This window comes from Baekduia sp. (assembly GCF_035685985.1).
Classification (GTDB): domain Bacteria; phylum Actinomycetota; class Thermoleophilia; order Solirubrobacterales; family Solirubrobacteraceae; genus Baekduia.
On record NZ_DASRZV010000008.1, the window covers coordinates 190,977 to 213,265 of the forward strand.

Below are 22,289 nucleotides of genomic sequence, written 5' to 3' on the forward strand. Positions count from 1 at the left end.
GCGCGAGATGGCGGACAAATGCGGCGGCTCCGCGCGGACATCGTTCCGATCGGCGTCCGTCGTCCGAGGCCCGCTCGATAGCGTCCCGACCCGTGTCCAGCCCCACGCATCGTGAGATCGACGTCCACTTCCAGGGCGCCGAGCAGGCCGTCTGCACCCATGTGGTCGACGGGTACGTCGTCGATCCCGGTCCGGACTCGTCCGTCGGCACGCTCCTGGAGCAGCTCGGCGACGAGCGGCCGGAGGGGGTGCTGCTGACGCACATCCACCTCGATCACGCGGGCGGGGCGGGCGCGCTGGTGGAGAAGTGGCCGGACCTGGAGGTCTGGGTGCACGCCAACGGCGCCAAGCACGTGATCGATCCCAGCCGCCTGGTCGCCTCGGCCACGCGCATCTACGGCGACGCGATGGAGCGCCTGTGGGGCCGGATCGTCCCAGTGCCCGAGGCCAACGTGCGGATCCTCGAGGGCGAGGGCGGCGAGGCCGGCCCGTTCGAGTGGGCCTGGACGCCCGGGCACGCGATCCACCACGCCGCCTACCGCCACCGGGACTCCGGCATCGTGCTGTCCGGCGACGTCGCGGGCGTGCGCATCGGCGACGGCCCGATCCTGCCGCCGACCCCGCCGCCGGACATCGACGTCGAGGCCTGGCACGCGTCGATCGACCGGATCGCGGCGTGGGAGCCGTCGGCGCTGGCGATCACGCACTTCGGCACGTTCGACGCCGACGTCGCCGAGCATCTCCAGGCCCTCCACGAGGAGCTGGACCGCTGGGCCGAGGTCGCCCACCGGACGGACGCGGCGGGCTTCGAGGCCGAGATCCGGGCCGCGTTGGCCGGATCCGACCATGAGCAGGGCTATTTGAAGGCGATGCCGCCCGAGACGCTCTACGGCGGGCTGGCCCGCTACTGGAAAAAGCGCGATACTGCCGCCTCGTAATGAGCCAGACCATCGAGCTACCGAGAACCGCGGGACCCGACGGCGCGCTGGGGGGCGCCTGGCGGGTGATCGTCCGCAACGACGACCACAACACGTTCGAGCACGTCGCCACGACGCTCGCGCGGTTCATCCCGGGCATCGACGTCAACAAGGGCTTCGCGATCGCCGATCGCATCCACGCGTCCGGCCTGGCCGTGGTCTGGAGCGGCCACAAGGAGCTGGCCGAGCACTACTGGAGCCAGCTGCGGGACGCGGGCCTGACGATGGCCCCGCTCGAGCAGTCCTAGCACCGGCGCCGGTTGGGTGTCATAAGGCGCCCAACCGTCTGCCCCCTGACCGCGGGCCCTATACCCTCTGTGGTGGATGGCCGAGCCAGGGGGGCACATCGAAACGGCCGCTCGGGCCGCACGCGAGCAGGAGCTGCTTCGGCGCTACCACCACGGCGGCGACACCCGGGCACGCGACCAGCTCGCGGAGGAGATGCTGCCGTTGGCCCGCGCGCTGGCCGGGCGCTATGCGGGCCGCGGCGAGCCGATGGACGACCTCGTCCAGGTCGCCTGCGTCGGGATCATGAAGGCCATCGAGGGCTTCGACCTGACGCGCGACGTGCGCTTCAGCTCCTACGCGACCCCGACGGTCCTCGGCGAGATCAAGCGCCACTTCCGCGACCGCACGTGGGCGATGCGCGTCCCGCGCGGCCTGCAGGAGCTGCAGCTCGAGGTCGCCAAGAAGCGCGACGAGCTGACCGGCGCGCTCGGTCGCTCGCCGACCGTCCAGGAGCTGGCCGACGCGATCGACGCGCCGTTCGAGGAGGTCCTGGCGACGATCCAGTCCGTCGGCGCCCGCCGCACGCGCTCGCTGGACGAGCCGACGGGGGAGGACATGACGCTCGCGGACTCGATCGGCGGCCGCGACGTCGAGCTCGAGCGCGCCGAGATGCGCGTCCTGCTCGACGAGGCCATGGAGGTCCTCTCCACGCGCGACCGCGAGGTCCTGCGCCTACGCTTCGCCGAGGACCTCACCCAGACCGAGATCTCCTCGCGCATCGGCGTCTCGCAGATGCAGGTGTCGCGGATCATCCGCCAGTCGATCGCCAAGCTGCGCCTGGACATCGACAAGTCGCCCGCGGCGAACAACTAGCCGGCCAGGCCGCGGTCCAAGGCGTAGCGGATCGCCTGCGCGCGGTCGCGCGCGCCGGTCTTGGCGAAGATCCGGTTGATGTGGGTCTTGACGGTCGCGGCCGAGAGCACGAGGTCGTCGGCGATCTCGGCGTTGTTGCGGCCCGCGGCGATGAGGCGCAGGACCTCGACCTCGCGCGGCGTGAGGTCGTCGAGGCCCTCCGCGGGCGGCGCGCCCGCGCCCGACCCGGCGTCGGCGCCCGCGCCCACCGTCGCCAGCTCCACCAGCCGCTGCTGGACCGCCGGGTCCAGGTGCGTGCGGCCCTCGTGGACCGCGCGGATCGCCGCCTCGATGTCCTCGGCGCTGGCGTCCTTGGTCAGGTAGCCGAGCGCGCCGGCCTGCAGCGCGGGCAGCAGCGACGCGTCGTCGGCGTAGGTCGTCAGCACCAGCACGCGCACGGCCGGCGCCTGCTCGCGGATCGCGCGCGTGGCCGCCGTGCCGTCCATGACCGGCATCCGCAGGTCCATCACCAGCACGTCGGGCGCGTGCTCCAGCGCGGCCGCCACCGCCTCGGCGCCGTCGGCCGCGGTCCCGACCAGCTCGACGCCGTCCAGCGTCCCGATCACCAGCGCCAGGCCCTCGCGGACGATCCGCTGGTCGTCGGCCAGCACGACGCGGATCACCGGTCGATCTCCCGGATCACCGGTCGATCTCCAGCGCCACGCGCCAGCCGGGATGCCCGTCGTCGCGCGGCCCGACGGCGGTCACGCGCCCGCCCGCGCGCTCCACGCGCTCGCGCATCGCGCCCAGCCCCGCGCCGCCGCCCACGTGCGAGAGGTCCGCTCCGGCGCCCGCCGTGGGGCCGTCGTCGGCGATCGTCAACACCACCATGTCGTCCTTGTACTCCAGATCGACCTCGACGCGCGCCCCCGGCGCGTGGCGCGCCGCGTTGGTCAGCGCCTCCTGCACGCCGCGGTAGAGCGCGGCGCCGGCCTCCGGCGGGAGCGCCGCCGCCGCGCCGGTCGTCCGCAGGGACGCGTCGAGGCCGAGGTCGCGTCGCGCCCGCGCGACCAGCTCGCCGAGCTGGTCGACGGCCGCCTGGGGGCGGTCCGCGCCCCCGGCATGCCGTGGACCCGCGGAGCCGCCGGTCGGCGGCGCGTCGCCCTCGCCCTCGTCGCCGCGCAGCGCCGCGACCGCCGCGCGCGCGTCGCCGAGGCCGTCGCGGACCAGCTCGGCCGCGCGCGCGACCGCGGCGGTCGCGGGGTCACCCGGCTCGGTCGACCGCTCCAGCAGCCGCCGCGCGCCCTGCAGCTGCAGCGCGGCGCCCGACAGCGAGTGGGCGAGGATGTCGTGCAGCTCACCGGCGATCCGCGCGCGCTCCTCCAGCGCCGCGGTGCGGGCGACCTCGTCGCGCGCGTCCCGCAGCTCGGCCAGCAGCTCCTCGGCGCGGTCCTGGCTCTCGTTGGCGCGGCGCATCGCCAGCGCGACCACCGCCAGCAGCGCGCAGAGCATCAACAGCGCGGCGGCGCTGCCGGCGTCGGTCGGGTCGAGCACGAGCGCCGCCACGGCGATCGCCACGCTCAGCGCCCCGGACGCCCACGGCGCGACGTCGGCGGGCAGGCGATAGGCCACCAGGAACACGCCGATCGTCGAGACGATCGAGGTCGAGTCGCCGCCGCGCAGCGCGCTCAGCGCGACGCCGCCGACGACCAACGCGAGCCCGTCGAGCACGACGCGCCGCGGCGGGCGGCCCGGGCCGCCCGCGTCGTACAGCGCCGCCGCGATGACCACGAGCGCCGCCAGGACGCCGAGCCCGCGTCCGTGGAGCGCGGGCCCGTCGTCGCCGGACAGGCTCGCCGCGACCGTCAGCGCGACCAGCGCCCACGCGATCGGACGCAGGCGACGCCCGCGCTGGTCAGCGCGGGCGTCGGCGTCGGCACGCGCCTGCTGCAGGCGGGGGCTGGGCATCGCCCCCGCATCATCCATCACGCGGCCACCGGGGCGGCGGTCGCGCCGACCGTGGCGGCGCCGCCGCGACGGATCCGCCGGGCGCGCGTCTGGATGACCGCGATCCGGCCGACGGCCTCGGCGACGGCCATCAGCAGGAGCGCCACGACCCAGGCCTGGTCGCTGGTGATCGCGTGGTGCATCGAGAACGTCGCCACCGGCGCGCGCCAGCCGTGGGTCATCGCGTAGATGAAGGCCATCCGGGCGCCCATGCCCAGGACCCAGAAGGCGGCCGACGCCCACCCGGCGCGGACGAGCGCGTCACCGGTCTCCGAGCGGCGCATGTGGGCGACGAGGCCCGAGGCGACGCCGATCGACAGGCCCGCGCCCAGGAGCGACAGCTCCAGGACGAGGTCGTTGCCGGCGGTCGGGACCGACGTCAGGTAGTGGGCGACCGAGACGCCGATCAGCGCCAGCGGACGCAGCAGGCCCCGCAGCGTGACGGGGGCTTCCTTGATCTGGAGGAGGACGATCGCGATCAGCGCGATGTCGATGGCGTAGTCGAAGGTGGTCATGGACCCAGCTTGCCGCCGGGCCACGCGCCGCACATCGGCGCCAGGGTTGATCTTCGGGTGGATCCCGGGTTGAGGCCCAGGGTCCACCCGAACGGGAGAAGCCGCCCCGGAGGGCGGCTTCTCGTCAGTTCATCTCGCCGGTGCCGGAGCCCGCGGTGGTGGCTTGGAGCCCCGCGTGGGTGACGCCACCCTCGGTGGCCAGCGAGCCCTCGACCGTGATGTCGCCCCAGGAGTAGAGCAGCGGCACCTGGTACAGCGCCTGGTTGACCGCGCGGAAGCGGATCATGTCCGGGCCGTTCCAGTAGCGCTCCCAGTCCTGCTTGGACTCGAACGCCGCCATCTGCAGCAGCTTGTAGGGATCGTCGCGGTTGCGGTGGACCGCGTACCACGTGGCGCCGTACCGCAGCGCCAACGGGGCGATCTCCTGCAGCGCCGCTTCCAGCTTGTCCCCGCGGAACACCGTGGCGTACCAGGGGACGTGAACCACACCTGCCATGGGCTTAGCCCACCTCCGCGTAGATCGCTCCGGGGCCCTCGGCGGTCTTGCCCAGGCCCTCCTTCTCGGCGCCGACCAAGATGGAGATCTTGCCCGCGTGCTTGTTGTCCTTCATCAGCTGGTGGGCCTCGGCGACGCCATCGAACCCCAGGGTACGCCACAACACCGGTCGGATGGCGCCCGACTCGATCAGCTCGTTGGCCTTCAGGCACTCGTACGCGTTGGCGAAGTGCGAGCCGATGATCTCCTTCTGCTTCATCCACAGGTAGCGGACGTCGAAGTCGAGGTTGAAGCCCGTGGTGCCCGCGCAGATGACGACCTTGCCGAACGGCTTGACCGTGAGGACCGACGTCGGGAACGTCGCGGTGCCGACGTGCTCGAAGACGATGTCGGGCGCGGTGCCGAGGATCTCCTCGACCGCCTTGCCGAAGCGACGCGACTCCTTGAAGCGCGCCTTCTCCTCCTCGGGCGTCTCGCCGCCCTTGCGCATCATGCCGCTGAAGTCGTTGCGGTTGATGTAGCCCGTGGCGCCGAGCTCCATGACGAGCTTGCCCTTCTCGTCGGAGTTGACGACGCCCACGCACTCCGCGCCCGCGGCCTTGCAGATCTGCACGGCGAAGACGCCCAGGCCGCCGGCGGCGCCCCAGATCAGGACCTTCTGGCCCGCCTGCAGGTTGCAGCGCGTCATCAGCATGCGCCACGCGGTGAAGTACGTCAGGCCGTAGGAGGCGGCCTCCTCCCACGTGAGGTTCTCCGGCTTGGGCAGCAGCTGCTGCGCCTGGACCTTCGTGAACTGCGCGAACGAGCCCCACGTCGTCTCGTAGCCCCAGATCCGCTGCGACGGCGCGGCCATCGGGTCCAGGCCGTGGACCTCGGGGTCCTCGTAGGAGGCCTGGTTGCAGTGGATGACGACCTCGTCGCCGACCTTCCAGCGCGTGACGCCGGGGCCGACCTTCCAGACGACGCCGGAGGCGTCCGAGCCGCCGATGTGGTGGCCGTACTCGGGGTGGTCGCCGTACTTCATGACCGAGATCGGCTTGCCGAGCGCCGCCCAGACGTTGTTGTAGTTGACGCCGGCGGCCATGACGCGCACGATCACCTCGAACGCGGCGGGCTCGGGTACCTCGATCTCCTCGAGCTGGAACGCGTCTACCGGCTCGCCCTCGCGCTCCTGGCGGATGACCCACGCGGTCATCTTCTCCGGCAGCGTGCCGGGCTCGGTGTCGACGGTGGCGACCTGCGTCACATCAACGGCCATGTTCTCGCTCAGACCCTTTGGGAAGTCGGGGTACGGTCTCGGGGGTGCTGCGGGGGCGGGAGATTACGCCAGATCGGGTTAAACCGTTGGCCCGGTGACGCCGAAACGGCCCACGCTCAGTCGTCGGTGTTCAGGAAGCCGTGGCGCTTGAAGTACCACAGCAGCACCACCGCCGAGAGGACCATCGAGCCGACGCCGTAGCCGTAGAACGCCGCGGCGGTGTCGATGTGGCGCGTGAGCGTGCCGAAGTTCTGGCCGAAGAACCCCGTGATGAACGACAGCGGCAGGAAGATCGAGGCGACGATCGTCAGCTGGGTGGAGATCGCGTTGAGGCGGTTGGAGACCGTGCTGAGGTAGAGGTCCAGCGCGCCGCTGAGCAGGTCGCGGTAGGAGTCGATCAGCTCGGCGATGCGCACGAGGTGGTCGTAGACGTCGCGGAACCAGTCGCGCGCGTGGTCGGCCTCCAGGCCCGGCAGCCGGCCGAGGACGTCGCCGCCGCGGGCGAGGATGTCGCGCTGCGGCGCGGCGACCCGGCGCAGCTCGATCAGCCGGCGGCGCAGGTGGAACAGGTCCTGACGCTGGTCCTGGCGCGGCCGTTCGAGCATCTGGTCCATCAGGTCGTCGATGCGCTCGTCGATGCCGTCGAGGACCGGGAAGAACGAGTCGGTCAGCGCGTCGACGACGCGGTAGATCGCCTCCTCCTCGGTCTTCGGGGGCTCGCGGTGGATGCGCTCCTCGGCGTGCTTGAACAGCTGGTGGTCGCGCTCGTGGATCGTGATCATCCACGACCCGGAGACGTGCATGTGGACCTCCACCGGCGTCCCGTCGGGGTCGACGCCGTAGAACACGAGCAGCGCGGTCGTGTCGTAGTCGTCGAGCTTGGGACGCTGGCCGAACTCCTGGCTGTCCTCTATGGCGAGCGGGTGCAGCCCGAACTTCTGGCCCATCTCCGCGATCTGCGCGTCGGAGCAGCCTTGGAGCTTCAGCCAGAAGAACTCGTCCCGAGCGAGCAGCTCGGGAATCCGCGGATCTTCGACCTCGTGGAGGATCTGCACGGCGAGGATGTTCCCCGCCGTGCAGGTCGGAACGCGTCGGACGCCCGCCCGGCGTTCGGGCTCAGGCCGCGATCGCCTCGGCCGCCGCGGCGACCTCGGCCTCGTCGGTCGCCTGGGCCGCCGGGGCGCCCGGCTCGATCAGCAGCCAGGCCAGCAGCGCGCCGAGCGCGGAGACGACCGCCGCCAGGCGCAGCGAGTCGTTCAACGCGTACAGGAACGCGTTGGTGACCGCGTCGTGGACCTGGCCGCCCGCGCCGTGGGCGCCGCCGCCGGCGCCGAGGCCGTCGGCGAGCTTCTCGCGCGCGCCCGCGGGCAGATGCGGCAGCGACTCGTCGAGCTTGTGCCGGCCCAGGCCGCTGATCAGCGCGCCCATCGCCGCGACGCCGAACGTGCCGCCGACCATGCGGCTCATCGAGAGCACGCCGGAGGCGACGCCGGCCTTCGTGCGGTCCACCGCGTTCATCGCGGCGGTCGACATGGGGGACATGACCAGGCCCATCCCGAAGCCCATCAGCACGAACGCGCCGACGAGGAAGCCGTAGGACGTGTCGGCCTGCACGTGGCCCTGCCAGAACAGGCTGATCGCGTTGAGCAGCAGGCCGATCGTCATCAGCGGGCGCGGCCCGATCTTGTCGCTCAGCCGGCCGGCGATCGGCCCGACGAAGATGATGACCACGGTCGTCGGCAGGAACCGGACGCCGGTCTGCAGCGGCGAGTAGCCACGGACGTTCTGCAGGTACAGCGCGAAGAAGAAGAACGTCGCGAGCATCGCGAAGCTGATGATGAAGGCCACCACGTTGGCGCCCGCGAACGACCGCGACCGGAAGAACTTGAAGTCGACCATCGGGGTGGCGACGCGCGTCTCGGCGACGGCGAACGCGGCCAGGCCGACGACGGCGACGGCCAGCAGCACGAGGATGCGCGCCGAGCCCCAGCCCCACGCGTTGCCCTGCACGAGCGCCAGCACGAGCGCCGCGAGGCCGACCGTGATCGTCGACACGCCCGCGTAGTCGATCGACGGCGGCGCGGTCTCGTCGCGCGACTCGTGCGTGGCGAACAGCGTCACGACGACCGCGACGGCGGCGACCGGCAGGTTCAGCAGGAAGATCGACTGCCAGGAGACGTTCTCCACCAGGAATCCGCCGACGACCGGGCCGATCGCCAGCGCCAGCGCGGAGACGCCGGCCCAGGTGCCGATCGCCTTGCCGCGCTCCTGGGGCGGGAACGCGTTGGTGATGATGCTCAGCGTCGCGGGCATCATGAACGCCGCGCCGATGCCCTGGGCGGCGCGGAACGTGACGAGCCACGCGTCGGACTGGGCGAGCGCGATCATCGCGCTGGACGCCGCGAACGCGACGACGCCGAAGAGGAACATCCGGCGGCGGCCGAAGAGGTCGCCGAGGCGGCCGCCGGTGACCAGCAGCACGGCGAACGTCAGGGTGTAGGCGTTGACGGTCCACTCGAGGCCGGAGATCGAGGCGCCGAGGTCCTTCTGGATCGACGGCAGGGCGACGTTCACGACCGTGTTGTCCAACATGATCATGAACAGGGCGAAGCACATCGCGGCGAGGGTCCACCAGCGGCGGTTGTCCTCGTTCACGAAGCGTGTGCGCAGCGCGGAACGGGAGGTCACTGAGAGCGCTCCTTGGGGAGGTCGGAGAGGGCGTCCAGCAGCCTGCGCCGCTGGACGGGGGAGAGGTCGGCGGCCCAGCACTCGAGGCCCTGGAGCCGCGCGGTGTCGACGCGATCGACCAGCACGCGGGTCTTCTCGGTGGCGCCCACGCGCTTGATCCGCCGGTCGTGCTCGTCCTCCCGGCGCTCGACGAGCCCGCGCTGGAGCAGGCCGTCGACGGTCCGGGAGGCGTTGGGGAGGGACATGCTCATCGCCTCGGCGAGCTCCTTGACCGAGATCTCGGTCTCGCACTCGACGAGGACGTGCAGCAGCTTCAGCTGCGTCATCGACAGGTCGATCTCGGCCAGCAGCTTGTACAGGTCGCGCGTGGAGCCCTTGAGGATCACGCGCCACAGGTCCAGCAGCTCGGCCGCCAGGGCGGCGGGGGTCGCCTCCCGGGTCGCTTCCGTCGACGCATCGCTTGCGTGCACGAAAGCAAGTGTTGCCGATGTGCAGCCGTTGCGCAAGCAAAGATTTGCGCCGGCTATGTGACCGGTGCGGCGCGGCCCGCGGCCGCGCCTACTTGCCGCTCGTGAACGGCGTGTCCTTGTCGGCCACGCGCCGGAACGTCAGCGCCTTGGCGTCGAAGGCGTAGTCGCGCTCGCGCAGCTTCTTGGGGCAGCAGAGGTCGTCGCCCTTGGACCAGCGCGGCTCCAGCACCGAGATCGTCGTGCCGTTGATGCGCAGCGACGCGTCGTAGAGCGACTGGAGGCGGAAGACGACCTTCAGCGACGTCGAGCTGTCGGTGTCGCCGGTCGCCTGGCCGTGGGTGGAGAAGACGTAGAGCGCGACGTTGCCGGCCGCGCCGCCGGTCGAGACGAGGATGACCGCGTCCTGGCGGCCGTCGCCGGTGACGTCCACGAAGCCCGACCGCGGATCGACGATCGCGGTCTTGTCGGTGAGCATCTTCTTGACGCCCGCGCTCGTCTTGGCGTCGTCGAGCAGCTTCTGCGTGAAGACCTTCTGCGAGTCGGTCGGCGCGGCGCCGGCCAGGGGCGCGGCCGCGGTGCCGGCGAGCGCGACGGCGAGGGTCAGCGGGACGGCGAGGAGGCGCACGGCCGACATCCTCGCACGCCGTCGCGACCGCTACGGCTGGAGCAGGTCGTTCTGCGCCGACGGCCGTTCCTTGCCGACGACGACGCGGGCGGCGTGGATGTCGTCGCCGCCGACGTGGAGGGTGTAGGTGCCCTGGTTGACGCTGCCCTTCACCGACGCGGTCTCGCGCGGGTTGATCGGGCCGGTCTCGATCGCCTTCTCGCCCGGGCTCGACCCGCCGGGATCGTCCTCGGTCTCCAGCGTCACCTGCTGGGAGGCGGCCGACTGGTTGGAGATGATCAGCGTGATCGGGCCCGCGCCGAACTTGCGCGGGGAGACGACGATCGACCTGTCGTTGATCGACGCCGAGATCACGATCGGGCGCGGGGGCCGCTGCGCGTTGGCGTACTTGTCGCGACCGCCGTTGCCGCACGACGCGAGGGCGCCCGCGGCGATCAACGCGCAGGTCAGCGCCGACGCACGGCGTCCGGTCCCGCTCAGCAGTGGTGGCCTATGGCTCCTCATCCTCGACCCGGATCGTCGTCCGTACCCTCGCCCGAAGGCCGGTGAACGAGCAACCCGCGCGGAACCCTAGCCGGTCGGCGCGCTTCGCGCCATCGTCCGGTTGGTCAGGGAGGATCTTAGTGTTCGGTGTCTCCACCGATGTGCAGCGCGGCGCGGTCACCCTCGATGTCTCGGAGGGTCTCCTGGAGGCGCTCCCAGGCCGTGTTCTCGGCCTCGTCGTACGCCTTGCCGCTGAGGTCCGCGAGCTCGTCGCGGTAGGCGCCCCAGGCCGTGCGGGTGCGCTCGTCCAGGGTCGCGTCGTGCGGGGCGTACGTGGTCATGCCCTGTGACGGTAGCCGCATCGGCGGTCACACCGTCGCGCAAGGTCGGATCCGTGGCGTCCGGGGGCCGGAGTACAAACACACGTTCGCATGCTCGCCACCGCCTCATCGCTGCTCGACGCCCCGCTCGCCACGACGGAGTTCCTCGTGGTCGACACCGAGACCAACGGGTTGGGCGGCGACCGCTGCGAGGTGACCGAGATCGGCGCGGTGCTCGTCGGCGGCGGCGAGCTGCACGACCGCTGGGAGACGCTCGTGCCGGTGCGGATGCCGCTGTCGCGCGGGATCCAGCGCTTCACCGGCGTCACGCAGGACATGGTCGACGCGGCGCCGCCCGCGGAGGCGACGCTGCCCGAGCTGGCCGAGCAGATGGAGGGGCGCGTGCTGGTGGCCCACAACGCGTCGTTCGACCGCCGCGTGCTCGCGCAGGCCTTCACGCGCGCGGGCGCGGCGTGGCCGGATCCGCCGACGCTGTGCACGGTCGCGCTGGCGCGCCAGCTGCACCCGCTGGCCCGGCAGCGCAAGCTCGCGCCGCTGGCCGAGTCGCTGGGCATCGAGGTCGAGACGACGCACCGCGCGCTGGCCGACGCCGAGACGTGCGCGCGCGTGTTCTGCGCGCTGTTCCCGCGGCTGTGCGCGCACGCGGGGTCGGTCGCGGGCGCGCTGTCGCTGCTGCGATCCAGGCGGCGGCGGACGTCGCGGGGCGGGCGGACCGACGGCGGCGTGTCGATGCTCGGGACGCGGCGGCGCAAGGTCGACTGCTCGGCGCTGCCGTCCGAGCCGGGCGTCTACATCTTCCGCAACTCCGCCGGCCAGCCGCTGTACGTGGGCAAGTCGGTGGACATCCGCGCGCGGGCCAAGGCGCACTTCCGGCCGTCGTCGCCCGACACCGGCTGGGTCGCGCAGGCCGAGACGGTCGACTGGGAGGAGACGCGGTCCGAGTTGGGGGCCTTGCTGCGCGAGCACGAGCTGATCCGCGAGCTGCGCCCGCCGGGCAACGAGCGGATGAAGCACGAGGACACGTGGGTGTACCTGCGCTGCCGCCTGGACATCGCGTTCCCGGTCCTGGAGGTGGCCCCGGAGCCGGCGCCCGGGCTGGCGGTCAACGTGGGGCCGCTGCGCGGCCGGTTCGCGGCGCTGGAGCTGATGGAGCAGCTGCAGTCGCTGTTCGCGCTGCGCCACTGCGGGCGCGGGATGAAGCGGCGCGAGTTCCCGAGCGCCTACGGGCAGATGGGGCGCTGCCTGTCGCCGTGCCTGGGCGACCTGGACCCCAACGCCTACCGGCGGCGGCTGGACGCGGCGCTGGCGCTGTTCACGGCCGACGACGCGTCGTCCGGCCGTCCGGCGTTGTTGTCGCACCTGGACGCCGAGATGCGCGCGGCCGCCGCGGAGGAGCGCTTCGAGCGCGCGGCGTGGCTGCGCCGCCGCCGCGCGCGGATCGCGGTGTTGTTGGAGCGGTTGGGCGACGCGGTGTCGGCGACGCACGCGCGGCCGCGGCTCGTGCTGGCCTCGCACCCGGAGCGCGCGGTCTTCGACGCGCTCTGGCTGGTCGGCGGGCGCGTGGCCGGCTGGGCGCCGCTGACGTCGCCCGACGACGTGTGGGCGCGTACCGAGGCGGCGCTGCGCGGAGGCGACGGTCGCGGCGCGACGGCGACCGCGACGCCCGACGAGGTCGCCGCGCTGCGGATCGCCACGACGTGGCTGGCCGGCCATCCGTCGCTGGAGCTGCCGTTGAGCGGCGAGACGGGGCGTGCGCGGGTCGAGAGGTTCGTGGGCCGCGCGCTGGCCGCGGGCTAGCATCACGCGCTTCGGCCCCGTACCGGCCGTCCGCGTCCGGACAGGTCGACTCCCCCGATCTGGGGGACGGGTCAGCGTATGTTCGAGCGCGCAGCCGCAAGAAGTTGTGCAAGATCTGCCAAGGAAGTTGCAGCCGTGCTGCCGGAGCCTCGGGGCGACGGCGTGTCGGTTGACGCGGCAAGGATCGCCGCGAGCGGAAACGACGAGAGGGACCTCCCGCAAGGGGTTCGTCACGCCGGTCGCAGGACGCGCGCCCAGCAGCGGCTGAGGGGCTGGGCGCGCGGTCCGGCGGCAGCGCTCCGGTCGCTGGCGCGAGGCCGGTCGCTCGGACGGACGCGACCGCCTCGCGCCAGGGGCCGGCGCGCTCGCCTGCCTCAGGGCCCGACGTGCGTGCGGCAGACGGTCGCGATCGTGGCCGCGGTGCGCAGCGGCTTCGCCGCGCGGAGGTTGATCGTCACCACGCGGTCGCCGGGGTGGCTGGACGGGTCGTAGGCGCGGGAGAGCCGGGTGTCGGGGTTCGGGATCAGGCCCGCGGCGACCATGCCCGCCGGGCAGCGCAGGCGGATCTGGCGCGGCACGGTCGCGCCCGCCTCGAGCCGGTGGCTGACGACGGCGGTCGCGGCGGGCAGGGGCTGGCCGCGCTCGACGCGGTGGCCGGGGATCGCCGCGCTCTGGACGGCGAGCGGGCTGCGGTCGCCGGGCATCGCGACGTGGACGGCGCCGAGCGTCGCGGCGCCGCCCGCCACCAGCGCGGTGGCGGCCGCCAGCGCGGCGGGCTTGGCCGAGACGCCGGCGCCCGCGCCCGCGCCCGGCAGGACGCCCAAGACCCCCGCCTTGACCGCCAGCGCCGCGCCGACGAGCAGGCCCGGAGGCAGGAGCGTCGCGGCCATCACCTGGCGGCAGACGTGCAGGCGGCGCCGGTAGGCGCGGCAGCTCGGGCAGCCCGCGAGGTGGCGGTAGGTCGCCACCGACGCGCGGCGGCGCTCGTCGTGGGCGGCGAGCAGGTCGCGCTGGACGGAGACGCACGCCGCCTCGCGGGCGTGCGAGAGCCGCGTCAGGTTCGTGCGCGCGCGATGGACGAGGTTCCGCGACGCGCCCGCGGTGATGTCCAGCTCGGCGGCGATCTGCTCGTGCGGCACGCCGTCGAGCTCGCGCCGGACGAGCGCGTGGCGCTGGGCGGGCGGCAGCGTGGTGAGGTCGGCGAGCAGCTGCCGGGCGTCGGCGCGCCGCCCGAGCGTGTCGTGCGGGTCGGCGTCACGCGCGGCGTGCTCGTCGTGCAGCTCGACGAGGACCTGCGGGCGGCGGCCGAGCTCGTCCAGCGCGCAGTTGCGCACGATCTGGGCCAGCCAGGGCTTGAGGCGGACCTCGCGGCGGTCGCGCAGCAGCGCGCGGTGGGCGCGCCACAGGCCCTCCTGGACGATGTCCTCGGCCAGGTGCGGGTCCTTGAGGATGCGGGTCGCCAGCCGGCGCAGCCGCGGCTCGTGGCGGCGGCAGAGCTCGACGAACGCGTCGTCGCGGCCGTCGCGGACGAGCGCGACGAGGCGCTCGTCGTCGACGCCGCGCAGCCGCCGGCCGCCCGGCGCAGGGGTGGGGTGGGCGTCAGCGGCCACGGATCGCCTTGGCCTTGATCCAGCCGACGGCCGGCAGGTTGTTGGCGACGCGCACCCAGACGCGATCGCGGCTGCGCTTGAGCACCCGCACCGGGTCGCCCTCCTCGAGCACGCCGATGACCAGGCCGCCCGGCGTCTCGCGCACGATCGCCCGCTCCGCGCAGACCCGGACGGGCGCGGGGCCGCCGCCACGCGCCTGGGCGCCCGCGGGCGCGACGAGCACCGCCGCCGCGAGGAGCCCCGCGGCGGCCGTGGCGAGCCGGCGGCGGCGGGCGGCGCGCGAAGCGCCGCCCGCCCGGGCCGCGGTGGTCATCGCCGGCTGCTCGCCTTGCGGGTCGCGGCCTTGTGCTTGGCCTTGGTCTTCTTCTTGACCTTGACCTTGGCCTTGGTCTTGGCCTTGTTCTTGGTCGCGCTCGCCGCGCCGCCGGAGTGCTTGGCACCCGGGTGGTCGCCGAAGCGCAGCGCCTGCGGCGGGAGGCTCGCCGTGTCGACGACCTCGAAGGAGACCTGCGTGGAGACCTGGTGCAGCGTCTTGCCCCCGGCGGTCGTCACGTCGGTGATCCTGCGCAGCGGCGCGAGCGTGTCGGGATCGACCAGGTCGTCGAGGCGGACCTTGTCGCCCGGCTCGTCGCCCGAGACGTCGCCCGGCGACTTCAGCCGCAGGACGGTCTTGCCCTGGAAGGTCGTCAGCCCGGCCTTCTTGAGGCGGCCGTTGTTGAGCTTGTAGCGCTCGAACTGCGCCTCGACGGCCCGCGACCAGATCGACAGCCACTCGGGCTGCGGCCCGGACGAGAACACCGTGTCGATGCCGGCGTTGTAGTTGAAGATGCCGGTCGCGTCCTGGAACGCCTCGCTGGACATCGTGCCGCTCGCCACGTCGGTCACCACCGTGTGGCCGGCGTCGGCGGTCACCCAGCGCTCCTCGCGCTGGTGGGTCGGGACCGCGCCGGCGACCGTGTAGGTCCCGGTGACGTCGAGATCCCAGACCGCGTGCTCGGCCTTGCCCGCCGGCACGCCGTTGTCGGCGGCGAACGCCGTCCCGCTGCCTGCCGCGAGGCCCAGCGCGGCCACCGCCGCGACCGCTCCGGCCGACCATCCCTTGCGCTGCATCGTGTGCGACACCTCCGTGTTGGTTTGTGAGCAGGTGCTTCACCGATGGAGACCGGAGGCTCACGGCGGGCGTTTTGCCCCTGGTGGGAGAAACGTCGGTCAGGCGAACGGCAGGGCGACGACCCGCACGTCGGCGTCGCCGGCGCGGACGGTCCCGCCCGGCTCGGCCTCGCGGCGCAGGATCGCCAGGGCGATGGGGCCCAGGCGCGGGGAGACGACGGCGGTGCCGACGCGGCCGATCTCGCGGTCGCCGAGCAGCACGGGCGTCCCGGGCGTCAGCGGCGCGTCGGCGCGCAGGCCGCGCAGGTGGCGGTTCGGCTTGCCCTTCCAGTGCAGGCGCGCGACGGTCTCCTGGCCGACGTAGCAGCCCTTCTGGAACGAGACCGCGCGGTCGACGATGCCGGCCTCCTCGGGCATCGCGCTCTCGTCGGCGTCGCGGCCGAAGCGCGGGCGGCCGGACTCGACGCGGACGATCTCCGCGGCGTCCTCGGAGGTCGCGACCGCGCCGGCGGCCAGCAGCGCGTCGCGCGTGGCGTCGGCGTGCTCGGCGGTGGGCAGGACGTCGAGGCCGAGGTCGGTGCGCACGACCGCGCCGTCGCCGTCATAGGCGACGACGTCGTGCTCCTCGGCGCCCGGGATCGGCAGGCCCGCCGCGCGCGCGACGTCCTCGGCCTTCGGCCCGATCAGCGAGAAGAGCGCGAGCTGGAGCGTGCGCTTGTGCAGCTGCGCCTGCCAGCCGATCAGCCCGCGCCGGATCTGGTCGAACAGCGCCTGGAGCGCGGGGCGCTCGGTGACGAGCAGGAGCGCGTCGTCCTGGAGGGCCAGCGCGCGCAGGTCGGCGAGCATCCGGCCCTTGTTGGTCAACAACGTCGCGTAGCGGCCGTGCCCGGCGTCGAGCTTGGCGATGTCGTTGGAGACCTGGCCGTCGAGGAACTCGCGGGCCTGGGGGCCGGTCAGCAGCAGCTTGCCGGCCTCGGAGCGGTCGACCAGCGCGGCGCCGGCGACGCAGGCGTCGTAGCCGGCTCGGAGGGCATCGACGGTGGCCATGGCTCCGAGCATACGAGGCGCCGGTCGGACGTCCGTTGAAGACTTTTTCAGTCTTGGCTAAACTCTGTTTCACGATGACGCTCGAAGTCTCTTCCGCCGTCCAGGACTACGCCAAGGCCATCTACTCGCTGGAGCAGCGCTGCGAGAAGGGCAGCGCGGTCTCCACCAACGCCCTGGCCGAGCGCATGGGCGTCTCGGCGGCATCCGCGTCGTCGATGGTCAAGAAGCTCGACGGCCTCGGCCTGGTCGAGCACGTGCCCTACCGGGGCGTCGTGCTGACCGAGCGCGGGCTCAGCGTCGCGTTGGAGGTCCTGCGCCACCACCGCCTGCTGGAGCGCTACCTGGCCGAGGAGCTCGGCGTGCCGTGGGACCGCGTCCACGACGAGGCCGAGGTGCTCGAGCACGTGCTGTCCGAGGAGCTGGAGGAGCTGATCGCCGCCAAGCTCGGGCATCCCACGCACGACCCGCACGGCGACCCGATCCCGGACGCGGACCTGCGGATCGTCGAGCTCGCCACCGTCGGCATGGACACGCTGACGGTCGGGGACACCGGACGCTTCGTGCGCGTGTCGGACTCCGACCCCGAGATGCTCCGCTACCTCGGCGCCCGTGGGATCTCGCCGGGGGAGACGTTCGCGATCATCGACAAGCAGCCCTTCGGCGGGCCGGTCTTCGCCCGCTTCGGCGACTCCGACGAGGTCCATCCGCTCGGCGGCCGGCTGGCCGCGGCGATGCGCGTGGAGGTGGGCGCGTGACGGCTCCGCCGCCCGGCGGCGAGGGCCTCGGCGGCGGCGCGGACGCCGCCGCGCTCCCGACGCCGCAGGCGCTGCGCCGTGCCGACCGCCACCGGCTGACCACGCGCCGCGGCCTGGCCGCGCGCCTCGCGCTGCTGGGTCCCGCGTTCGTCGCCTGCATCGCCTACGTCGACCCGGGCAACTTCGCCACCAACATCGCGGGCGGCTCCAAGTACGGGTACCTGCTGTTGTGGGTGCTGTTGGGGGCCAACCTGATGGCCATGCTGATCCAGAACCTCTCGGCGAAGGTCGGCATCGCGACCGGGCGCAACCTGCCCGAGCTGGCGCGCGAGCACTTCCCGCGCCCGGTCACCTACGGGCTCTGGATCCAGGCCGAGCTGATCGCGATGGCCACCGACCTCGCGGAGTTCGTCGGCGCGGCGATCGCGCTGAACCTGCTGTTCGACATCCCGCTGCTGCCCGCGGGCCTGATCACCGCGGTCGCGGCGTTCGCGATCCTCGGGCTGCAGTCCAAGGGCTACCGGCGCTTCGAGACCGCGATCATGGGCTTCCTCGCGGTCATCCTGCTCGGCTTCCTGTACGACACGTTGAAGATCGGCTTCGACGCGGGGGAGGCGGCCAAGGGCTTCGTCCCGAAGTTCGACGGCTCCGACTCGCTGCTGCTGGCCGTCGGCATCCTCGGCGCGACGGTCATGCCGCACGTCATCTACCTGCACTCGGCGCTGACCCAGAACCGGGTGCCGGCCAAGGACGACGCGGAGAAGCGCGTGCTGCTGCGCTTCAACCGCGTGGACGTCACGATCGCGATGACGCTCGCCGGGTTGATCAACATGTCGATGCTGGTGATCGCCGCGTCGCTGTTCTTCGGCCACGGCGGTGGCGACGTCGACACGATCGAGAAGGCCCACGCCGGGTTCAAGCAGCTGGTCGGGCCGTCGGCCGCGATCGCCTTCGCGCTGGCGCTGCTGGCCGCCGGCTTCGCCTCGTCGTCGGTCGGCACCTACGCCGGCCAGGTCGTCATGCAGGGCTTCATCGCGCGGACGATCCCGCTGGCGCTGCGGCGCACGGTGACGATGGCGCCCGCGCTGGTCGTGCTGGCGATCGGCGTCGACCCGACCAAGGCCTTGGTGATCTCCCAGGTCGTGCTGTCGTTCGGGATCCCGTTCGCGCTGATCCCGCTCGTGCTGCTCACGCGCCGCAAGGACGTGATGGGCGCGCTGGTCAACCGGCCGCTGACGACGGCGGTCGCGGGCATCGTCGCGGCGATCATCAGCGTGCTGAACGTGCTCCTGTTGTTGGACGCCTTCGGCCTGGTGTCGTTCTAGCTACATTGCAGGGCACCATGGGCCTCGCCGACACCTTCAACGAAGTTCTCGCCTCCCTGCCGGACGACTGGACCGATCTGGAGATCGACGTCCGGATCTTCGACGAGGAGCGCTACGTCGACGCCGCCGTCTACCTCGCGACGGTCAACGCCCAGCCCTACTCCAAGCACGACTGGCACTGGCGCATCCTCGTGGCCCACCGCTTCGGCCACGCCTCCGCCGCCCCCGCCGTCCACGGCGCCCTCAAGCTCCTCGACCAGGCCGGCCTCGACGGCGAGATCGCCGTCCGCGAGGTCCGCTCCGGTCGCGTCGAGGTCGTCCAGATGTGGGGTCGGCCCGAGTCGGTGCGCCAGGAGTTCCAGCGCATCCGCTCGCAGTAGCGCGCGGCTCCCGACGGCCCCGCGAGGCCCGCGCCGGACGCCCCCTACGCGTCCGGGTCCTGCTTCAGCCCGGTCTTGGCGATCGAGGTGTCGAACATCTTCGCGATGTCCGGCTTGGCCGTGACGATCCCGAACCGCTGCTCCCAGGTCGCCCACCGGGCCAGGACGGAGGGCTGAAGCTGGCCGTAGAAGTCGGCGCCGGCGGTGAAGGAGGGCGAGACCGCGTCGAGCTCCTTGGAGGTCAGGTCGCGCTTGAGCGTCGGGTCGGCGTCGGTGAGGGCGCTCACGGCCGACTCGGGGTCGTTGATCGCGCCTTCGTAGCCGCGACGCAGGGCGCGGATCGTGGCGCGGACGACGGGGGCGTTGGTCTCCAACGTCTCCCGGGAGGTCACGAGGACCAGCTCGGGGTAGGAGGGCGCGCCGTAGTCGTCGACCTGGAACGACCTCATGCCGGGGCGCTTCTCCTTCAGCGCGACGCCCTCGACGTTCCAGAAGGCGGTCGCCCCGCTGACCTTGCGGCTCAGCAGCGCCTGGACGGCGTTGAAGCCGACGGTCACCTTCTTGACCTTGGCGGGGTCGCCGCCGTCGCCCTTGACGATCGAGGCCAGCACGGCGTCGTCGGAGGGCAGGCCGGTCACGCCGACCTTGCGGCCCTCGAGGTCGCGCGGGCGCCGCACGTCGGGCTGCGCGAGCACGGCGGCCAACGGCGTCTGGACCATCGCCATCACGCCGACCACGTCCTTGCCCTTGCCCTGCGCGATCGCCAGGTCGTGGATGTCGACCAGCGCCATGTCCTCCTGGCCGGACAGCACCGCCTTGATCCCGTCGGTCGACTGGCCGGGCGGCTGGACGTCGAGATGGACGCCCTCGGCGTCGTCGTAGCCGCGCTGGATCGCGAGGTAGATGCCCGCATGGACCGCGTTGGGCGAGAAGTCCAGCAGCAGCTTGGCGTCCTGATCGGGACGGCTGTCGCTGGGGTTCGAGGTGCCGCAGCCGCCCGCGACGAGCGCGAGCAAGGCGGTCAGCAGGATGGGGACGAGGGGGCGGCGCGACATCGGCGCGGGAGGGTAGCGACGGCCGCGTCGTAGGATCAGGCAGGTGCGTCGTCGTGTGACCTTCTCGCGCAACGTGACCCTGTCGCTGTCGCGGACGTGTGTCTCGCATTGCAAGTACTGCGCCTTCCAGACGCACCAGACCCATCTGCACACGCCCGATGAGGTCATCGCGCTGCTGGATCGGGCGTCGAAGCGGTCGGTGAAGGAGCTGTTGATCCTGACCGGCGACGACCCGGGGCATCATGCGGGGGTTCGGGCGCGGTTGGCGGAGTTGGGCTTCGAGGATTTCGTCGCCTACGTGGTGTGGTGTTGCGAGCGGGCGTTGGAGCGTGGGTTGTTGCCGCACACGAACCTCGGCGCGGTGACGCGTGAGGAGCTTGGGCGGTTGCGTGAGGTGACGGCGTCGCAGGGGTTGATGGTGGAGTCGACCCGGGACGACCTCGTCGCTCATCAGGGGTCGCCGACCAAGGACCCGGCGTTGCGCCTGCAGACGATCCGCTGGGCGGGCGAGCTGAAGATCCCGTTCACGAGCGGGATCCTGTTGGGGATCGGCGAGACGCGCGAGGATCGCCACGACGCGCTGCGCGCGTTGGCGGAGGTGCACGCCGAGCACGGGCACCTGCAGGAGGTCATCCTCCAGAACTTCGTCCCCCACCGGAAGTACTACGGCGAGGAGCCCGCCGACATCGCTTCGGATGCCGCGGAGCGCTTCTGGCGCACCGGGTTGCGTGACGTGCCCGTCCACGGCGTGCCCGACTGGGCGACTCCCGTCTCGCTGGAGGACATCGTCGACGTCATCCGCGTCGCGCGCGAGCTGATGCCCGACGTCGGCATCCAGGTCCCGCCGAACCTGTCGGAGCATTGGCCGGAGCTGGTGGCGGCGGGCGCGACCGATCTCGGTGGGCTGTCGGCCAACGGCGACCACATCTCTCCGGAGCATCCGTTCCCGTCGCCGCATCAGGTGCGCAAGCGCCTGGCGGCCGATGGCGTCGCGCTGACCGAGCGCCTGTGCGTCTACGGCAAGTACATCGATGCCGATTGGGTCTCGCGGGCGGTGTTGGACACGATCACGGTCAAGTACTGGTCGTTCATCCCGCGGCGGGGCTCGGGGCGGACCGAGGCGCCGTTTGTCATCAACAACGACTTGGTCGGCCCGGCGACGGCGCGCGCCCGCTCCGGCGAGGCGTTGTCGTTGGAGGAGCTGACGGCGATGTTCGCGACCACGGACGCGGGCGCGATCGAGGAGATGCGCGCCGCGGCCGACGAGCTGCGCGCCGAGCTGGCGGGCGACACGGTGACCTTTGTGGTCAACCGCAACATCAACGTGAGCAACGTGTGCACGGTCGGCTGCGCGTTCTGCGGGTTCGGCCAAGGCAAGCGCTCGCCCGATGCCTATCAGCACTCCGAGGAGGAGTTCCGCCGGCGCGTGCGGGAGGCGGTGGACTACGGGGCGACCGAGTTGTGCATGCAGTCGGGCATCCACCCGGACTGGGACTTCGAGGAGTACCTGAAGTGGTTGCGCGTGGCCAAGGACGAGGCCTCGCACCTGCACCTGCATGCCTATTCGCCGATGGAGATCGCCCACATGCAGGACATCTCCGGAGCGCCGCTGAGCGAGATCTTCGCCGCCCTGCGCGACGCCGGGCTGGGCTCCACCCCCGGCACGGCGGCCGAAGTGCTGCACGACGGGGTGCGCGAGCGCATCAGCCCCAACAAGCTGCCGGTGGCCCGCTGGGTCGAGGTCATCGAGGCCAGCCACCGCGCCGGGCTGCGTTCCACGAGCACGGTGATGTTCGGGCACATCGAGGAGCCGTGGGAGCTGGCCCAGCACCTGACGGTGATCCGCGAGCTGCAAGAGCGCACCGGCGGGATCACCGAGTTCGTCCCGCTGTCGTTCATCCCGTTCATGACCCTGCTGGGCCGCACGCACGGCGTGGAGGAGATCTCCCGCGAGGAGAACCTCAAGCACACCGCCGTCTTCCGCCTGGCGCTGGGCAAGACCATCACCAACGTGCAGGCCTCCTGGGTCAAGATGGGCCTGGACGCCGCCACCGAGGCCCTGCGCTGGGGCGTCAACGACCTCGGCGGCACCCTCATGGAAGAGTCGATCAGCCGCCTGGCCGGCAGCTACCACGGCGTCAAGCTCGACCCCCCGGAGCTGATCGCCGCCGCGCACGCCGCGGGGCGCCCGGCGGCGGAGCGGAGCACGTTGTACGACATCCTCCACGAGCACCCGCTGGGCGCCGCGCGCGTGGCGTAGGCGCGCGCCG

At 72.4% G+C, this 22,289-nt stretch carries 24 protein-coding genes; 8 read left to right on the forward strand and 16 right to left on the reverse strand.

Annotation, left to right across the window (positions count from 1 at the left end; translation table 11 throughout):
- Positions 1-92 precede the first annotated feature (92 nt).
- The 3 genes from VFG42_RS03260 (at position 93) to VFG42_RS03270 (ending at position 2,078) form a co-directional block, all read left to right on the forward strand.
- Positions 93-938 carry an MBL fold metallo-hydrolase gene (locus VFG42_RS03260; RefSeq protein WP_324905203.1) on the forward strand — a complete coding sequence of 282 codons (846 nt, stop codon included), beginning with the start codon at positions 93-95 and terminating at the stop codon, positions 936-938.
- Positions 938-1,225, forward strand: a complete 288-nt coding sequence (locus VFG42_RS03265; RefSeq protein ID WP_324905205.1) for an ATP-dependent Clp protease adaptor ClpS — start codon at positions 938-940, stop codon at positions 1,223-1,225. The genes VFG42_RS03260 and VFG42_RS03265 overlap by 1 nt, the downstream gene beginning before the upstream one ends.
- A gap of 76 nt (positions 1,226-1,301) precedes the next feature.
- The gene (locus tag VFG42_RS03270; RefSeq protein WP_324905207.1) at positions 1,302-2,078 is read left to right on the forward strand and encodes a SigB/SigF/SigG family RNA polymerase sigma factor; all 777 of its coding nucleotides are present in this window, start codon (positions 1,302-1,304) and stop codon (positions 2,076-2,078) included.
- On the opposite strand, the gene VFG42_RS03275 is transcribed toward VFG42_RS03270, so the two are convergent.
- The 11 genes from VFG42_RS03275 to VFG42_RS03325 all read right to left on the reverse strand — a co-directional run bounded on the left by VFG42_RS03275 (position 2,075) and on the right by VFG42_RS03325 (position 10,940).
- The gene (locus tag VFG42_RS03275) at positions 2,075-2,740 is read right to left on the reverse strand and encodes a response regulator transcription factor (RefSeq protein ID WP_324905209.1); all 666 of its coding nucleotides are present in this window, start codon (positions 2,738-2,740) and stop codon (positions 2,075-2,077) included. The genes VFG42_RS03270 and VFG42_RS03275 overlap by 4 nt on opposite strands.
- Before the next feature lie 16 nt (positions 2,741-2,756).
- Positions 2,757-4,025 carry a sensor histidine kinase gene (locus tag VFG42_RS03280; RefSeq protein ID WP_324905211.1) on the reverse strand — a complete coding sequence of 423 codons (1,269 nt, stop codon included), beginning with the start codon at positions 4,023-4,025 and terminating at the stop codon, positions 2,757-2,759.
- A gap of 17 nt (positions 4,026-4,042) precedes the next feature.
- Entirely contained in the window at positions 4,043-4,579 is a 537-nt protein-coding gene (locus VFG42_RS03285) for a hypothetical protein (RefSeq protein WP_324905213.1), read from the reverse strand.
- A gap of 124 nt (positions 4,580-4,703) precedes the next feature.
- Positions 4,704-5,066 carry a hypothetical protein gene (locus tag VFG42_RS03290; RefSeq protein WP_324905215.1) on the reverse strand — a complete coding sequence of 121 codons (363 nt, stop codon included), beginning with the start codon at positions 5,064-5,066 and terminating at the stop codon, positions 4,704-4,706.
- Positions 5,067-5,079: 13 nt separating this feature from the next.
- Positions 5,080-6,333, reverse strand: a complete 1,254-nt coding sequence (gene ccrA / locus VFG42_RS03295) for a crotonyl-CoA carboxylase/reductase (RefSeq protein WP_324905217.1) — start codon at positions 6,331-6,333, stop codon at positions 5,080-5,082.
- A 116-nt stretch (positions 6,334-6,449) separates the two neighbouring features.
- Positions 6,450-7,388: a magnesium transporter CorA family protein gene (locus VFG42_RS03300; protein ID WP_324905219.1), complete on the reverse strand. Its 939-nt coding sequence runs from the start codon at positions 7,386-7,388 to the stop codon at positions 6,450-6,452.
- 61 nt (positions 7,389-7,449) lie between these two features.
- Complete coding sequence (locus tag VFG42_RS03305) at positions 7,450-9,021, reverse strand: MFS transporter (RefSeq protein ID WP_324905220.1); 1,572 nt, start codon at positions 9,019-9,021, stop codon at positions 7,450-7,452.
- Complete coding sequence (locus VFG42_RS03310) at positions 9,018-9,491, reverse strand: MarR family winged helix-turn-helix transcriptional regulator (RefSeq protein WP_324905222.1); 474 nt, start codon at positions 9,489-9,491, stop codon at positions 9,018-9,020. Before VFG42_RS03310 ends, VFG42_RS03305 begins: the two co-directional genes overlap by 4 nt.
- A gap of 88 nt (positions 9,492-9,579) precedes the next feature.
- Positions 9,580-10,116: a hypothetical protein gene (locus VFG42_RS03315; RefSeq protein WP_324905224.1), complete on the reverse strand. Its 537-nt coding sequence runs from the start codon at positions 10,114-10,116 to the stop codon at positions 9,580-9,582.
- A gap of 30 nt (positions 10,117-10,146) precedes the next feature.
- Positions 10,147-10,620, reverse strand: coding sequence for a hypothetical protein (locus tag VFG42_RS03320; RefSeq protein WP_324905226.1), 474 nt, complete (start codon positions 10,618-10,620; stop codon positions 10,147-10,149).
- A gap of 116 nt (positions 10,621-10,736) precedes the next feature.
- The gene (locus VFG42_RS03325; protein ID WP_324905228.1) at positions 10,737-10,940 is read right to left on the reverse strand and encodes a hypothetical protein; all 204 of its coding nucleotides are present in this window, start codon (positions 10,938-10,940) and stop codon (positions 10,737-10,739) included.
- A 90-nt stretch (positions 10,941-11,030) separates the two neighbouring features.
- Here VFG42_RS03325 and VFG42_RS03330 point away from each other — a divergent pair, with 90 nt between their 5' ends.
- Positions 11,031-12,737: an exonuclease domain-containing protein gene (locus tag VFG42_RS03330; RefSeq protein ID WP_324905230.1), complete on the forward strand. Its 1,707-nt coding sequence runs from the start codon at positions 11,031-11,033 to the stop codon at positions 12,735-12,737.
- 374 nt (positions 12,738-13,111) lie between these two features.
- Here VFG42_RS03330 and VFG42_RS03335 read toward each other — a convergent pair whose 3' ends face one another.
- From VFG42_RS03335 to VFG42_RS03350, 4 genes are all read right to left on the reverse strand, one after another.
- A complete protein-coding gene (locus tag VFG42_RS03335) occupies positions 13,112-14,347 on the reverse strand; it encodes a sigma-70 family RNA polymerase sigma factor (protein ID WP_324905232.1) in 1,236 nt (411 codons plus the stop codon).
- Positions 14,337-14,660, reverse strand: a complete 324-nt coding sequence (locus VFG42_RS03340; RefSeq protein ID WP_324905235.1) for an SH3 domain-containing protein — start codon at positions 14,658-14,660, stop codon at positions 14,337-14,339. The genes VFG42_RS03335 and VFG42_RS03340 overlap by 11 nt, the downstream gene beginning before the upstream one ends.
- The gene (locus VFG42_RS03345; protein ID WP_324905237.1) at positions 14,657-15,457 is read right to left on the reverse strand and encodes a hypothetical protein; all 801 of its coding nucleotides are present in this window, start codon (positions 15,455-15,457) and stop codon (positions 14,657-14,659) included. The genes VFG42_RS03340 and VFG42_RS03345 overlap by 4 nt, the downstream gene beginning before the upstream one ends.
- A 99-nt stretch (positions 15,458-15,556) precedes the next feature.
- Positions 15,557-16,504, reverse strand: a complete 948-nt coding sequence (locus VFG42_RS03350; RefSeq protein WP_324905238.1) for a YgfZ/GcvT domain-containing protein — start codon at positions 16,502-16,504, stop codon at positions 15,557-15,559.
- 74 nt (positions 16,505-16,578) lie between these two features.
- Between VFG42_RS03350 and VFG42_RS03355 the strand changes: the two genes are divergently transcribed.
- From VFG42_RS03355 to VFG42_RS03365, 3 genes are read left to right on the forward strand one after another with little or no spacing between them, the layout of a single operon-like run.
- Entirely contained in the window at positions 16,579-17,259 is a 681-nt protein-coding gene (locus tag VFG42_RS03355) for a metal-dependent transcriptional regulator (RefSeq protein WP_324905240.1), read from the forward strand.
- Positions 17,256-18,584, forward strand: a complete 1,329-nt coding sequence (locus VFG42_RS03360; RefSeq protein ID WP_324905242.1) for an Nramp family divalent metal transporter — start codon at positions 17,256-17,258, stop codon at positions 18,582-18,584. Before VFG42_RS03355 ends, VFG42_RS03360 begins: the two co-directional genes overlap by 4 nt.
- 17 nt (positions 18,585-18,601) lie before the next feature.
- Entirely contained in the window at positions 18,602-18,964 is a 363-nt protein-coding gene (locus VFG42_RS03365; protein WP_324905244.1) for a hypothetical protein, read from the forward strand.
- 44 nt (positions 18,965-19,008) lie between these two features.
- On the opposite strand, the gene VFG42_RS03370 is transcribed toward VFG42_RS03365, so the two are convergent.
- Positions 19,009-20,019, reverse strand: a complete 1,011-nt coding sequence (locus tag VFG42_RS03370; protein WP_324905246.1) for an ABC transporter substrate-binding protein — start codon at positions 20,017-20,019, stop codon at positions 19,009-19,011.
- Between the two features lie 43 nt (positions 20,020-20,062).
- On the opposite strand from VFG42_RS03370, the gene cofH reads away from it, so the two are divergent.
- On the forward strand, positions 20,063-22,279 hold the full coding sequence (gene cofH, locus VFG42_RS03375; protein WP_324905248.1) for a 5-amino-6-(D-ribitylamino)uracil--L-tyrosine 4-hydroxyphenyl transferase CofH: 2,217 nt from the start codon (positions 20,063-20,065) through the stop codon (positions 22,277-22,279).
- Positions 22,280-22,289 lie beyond the last annotated feature (10 nt).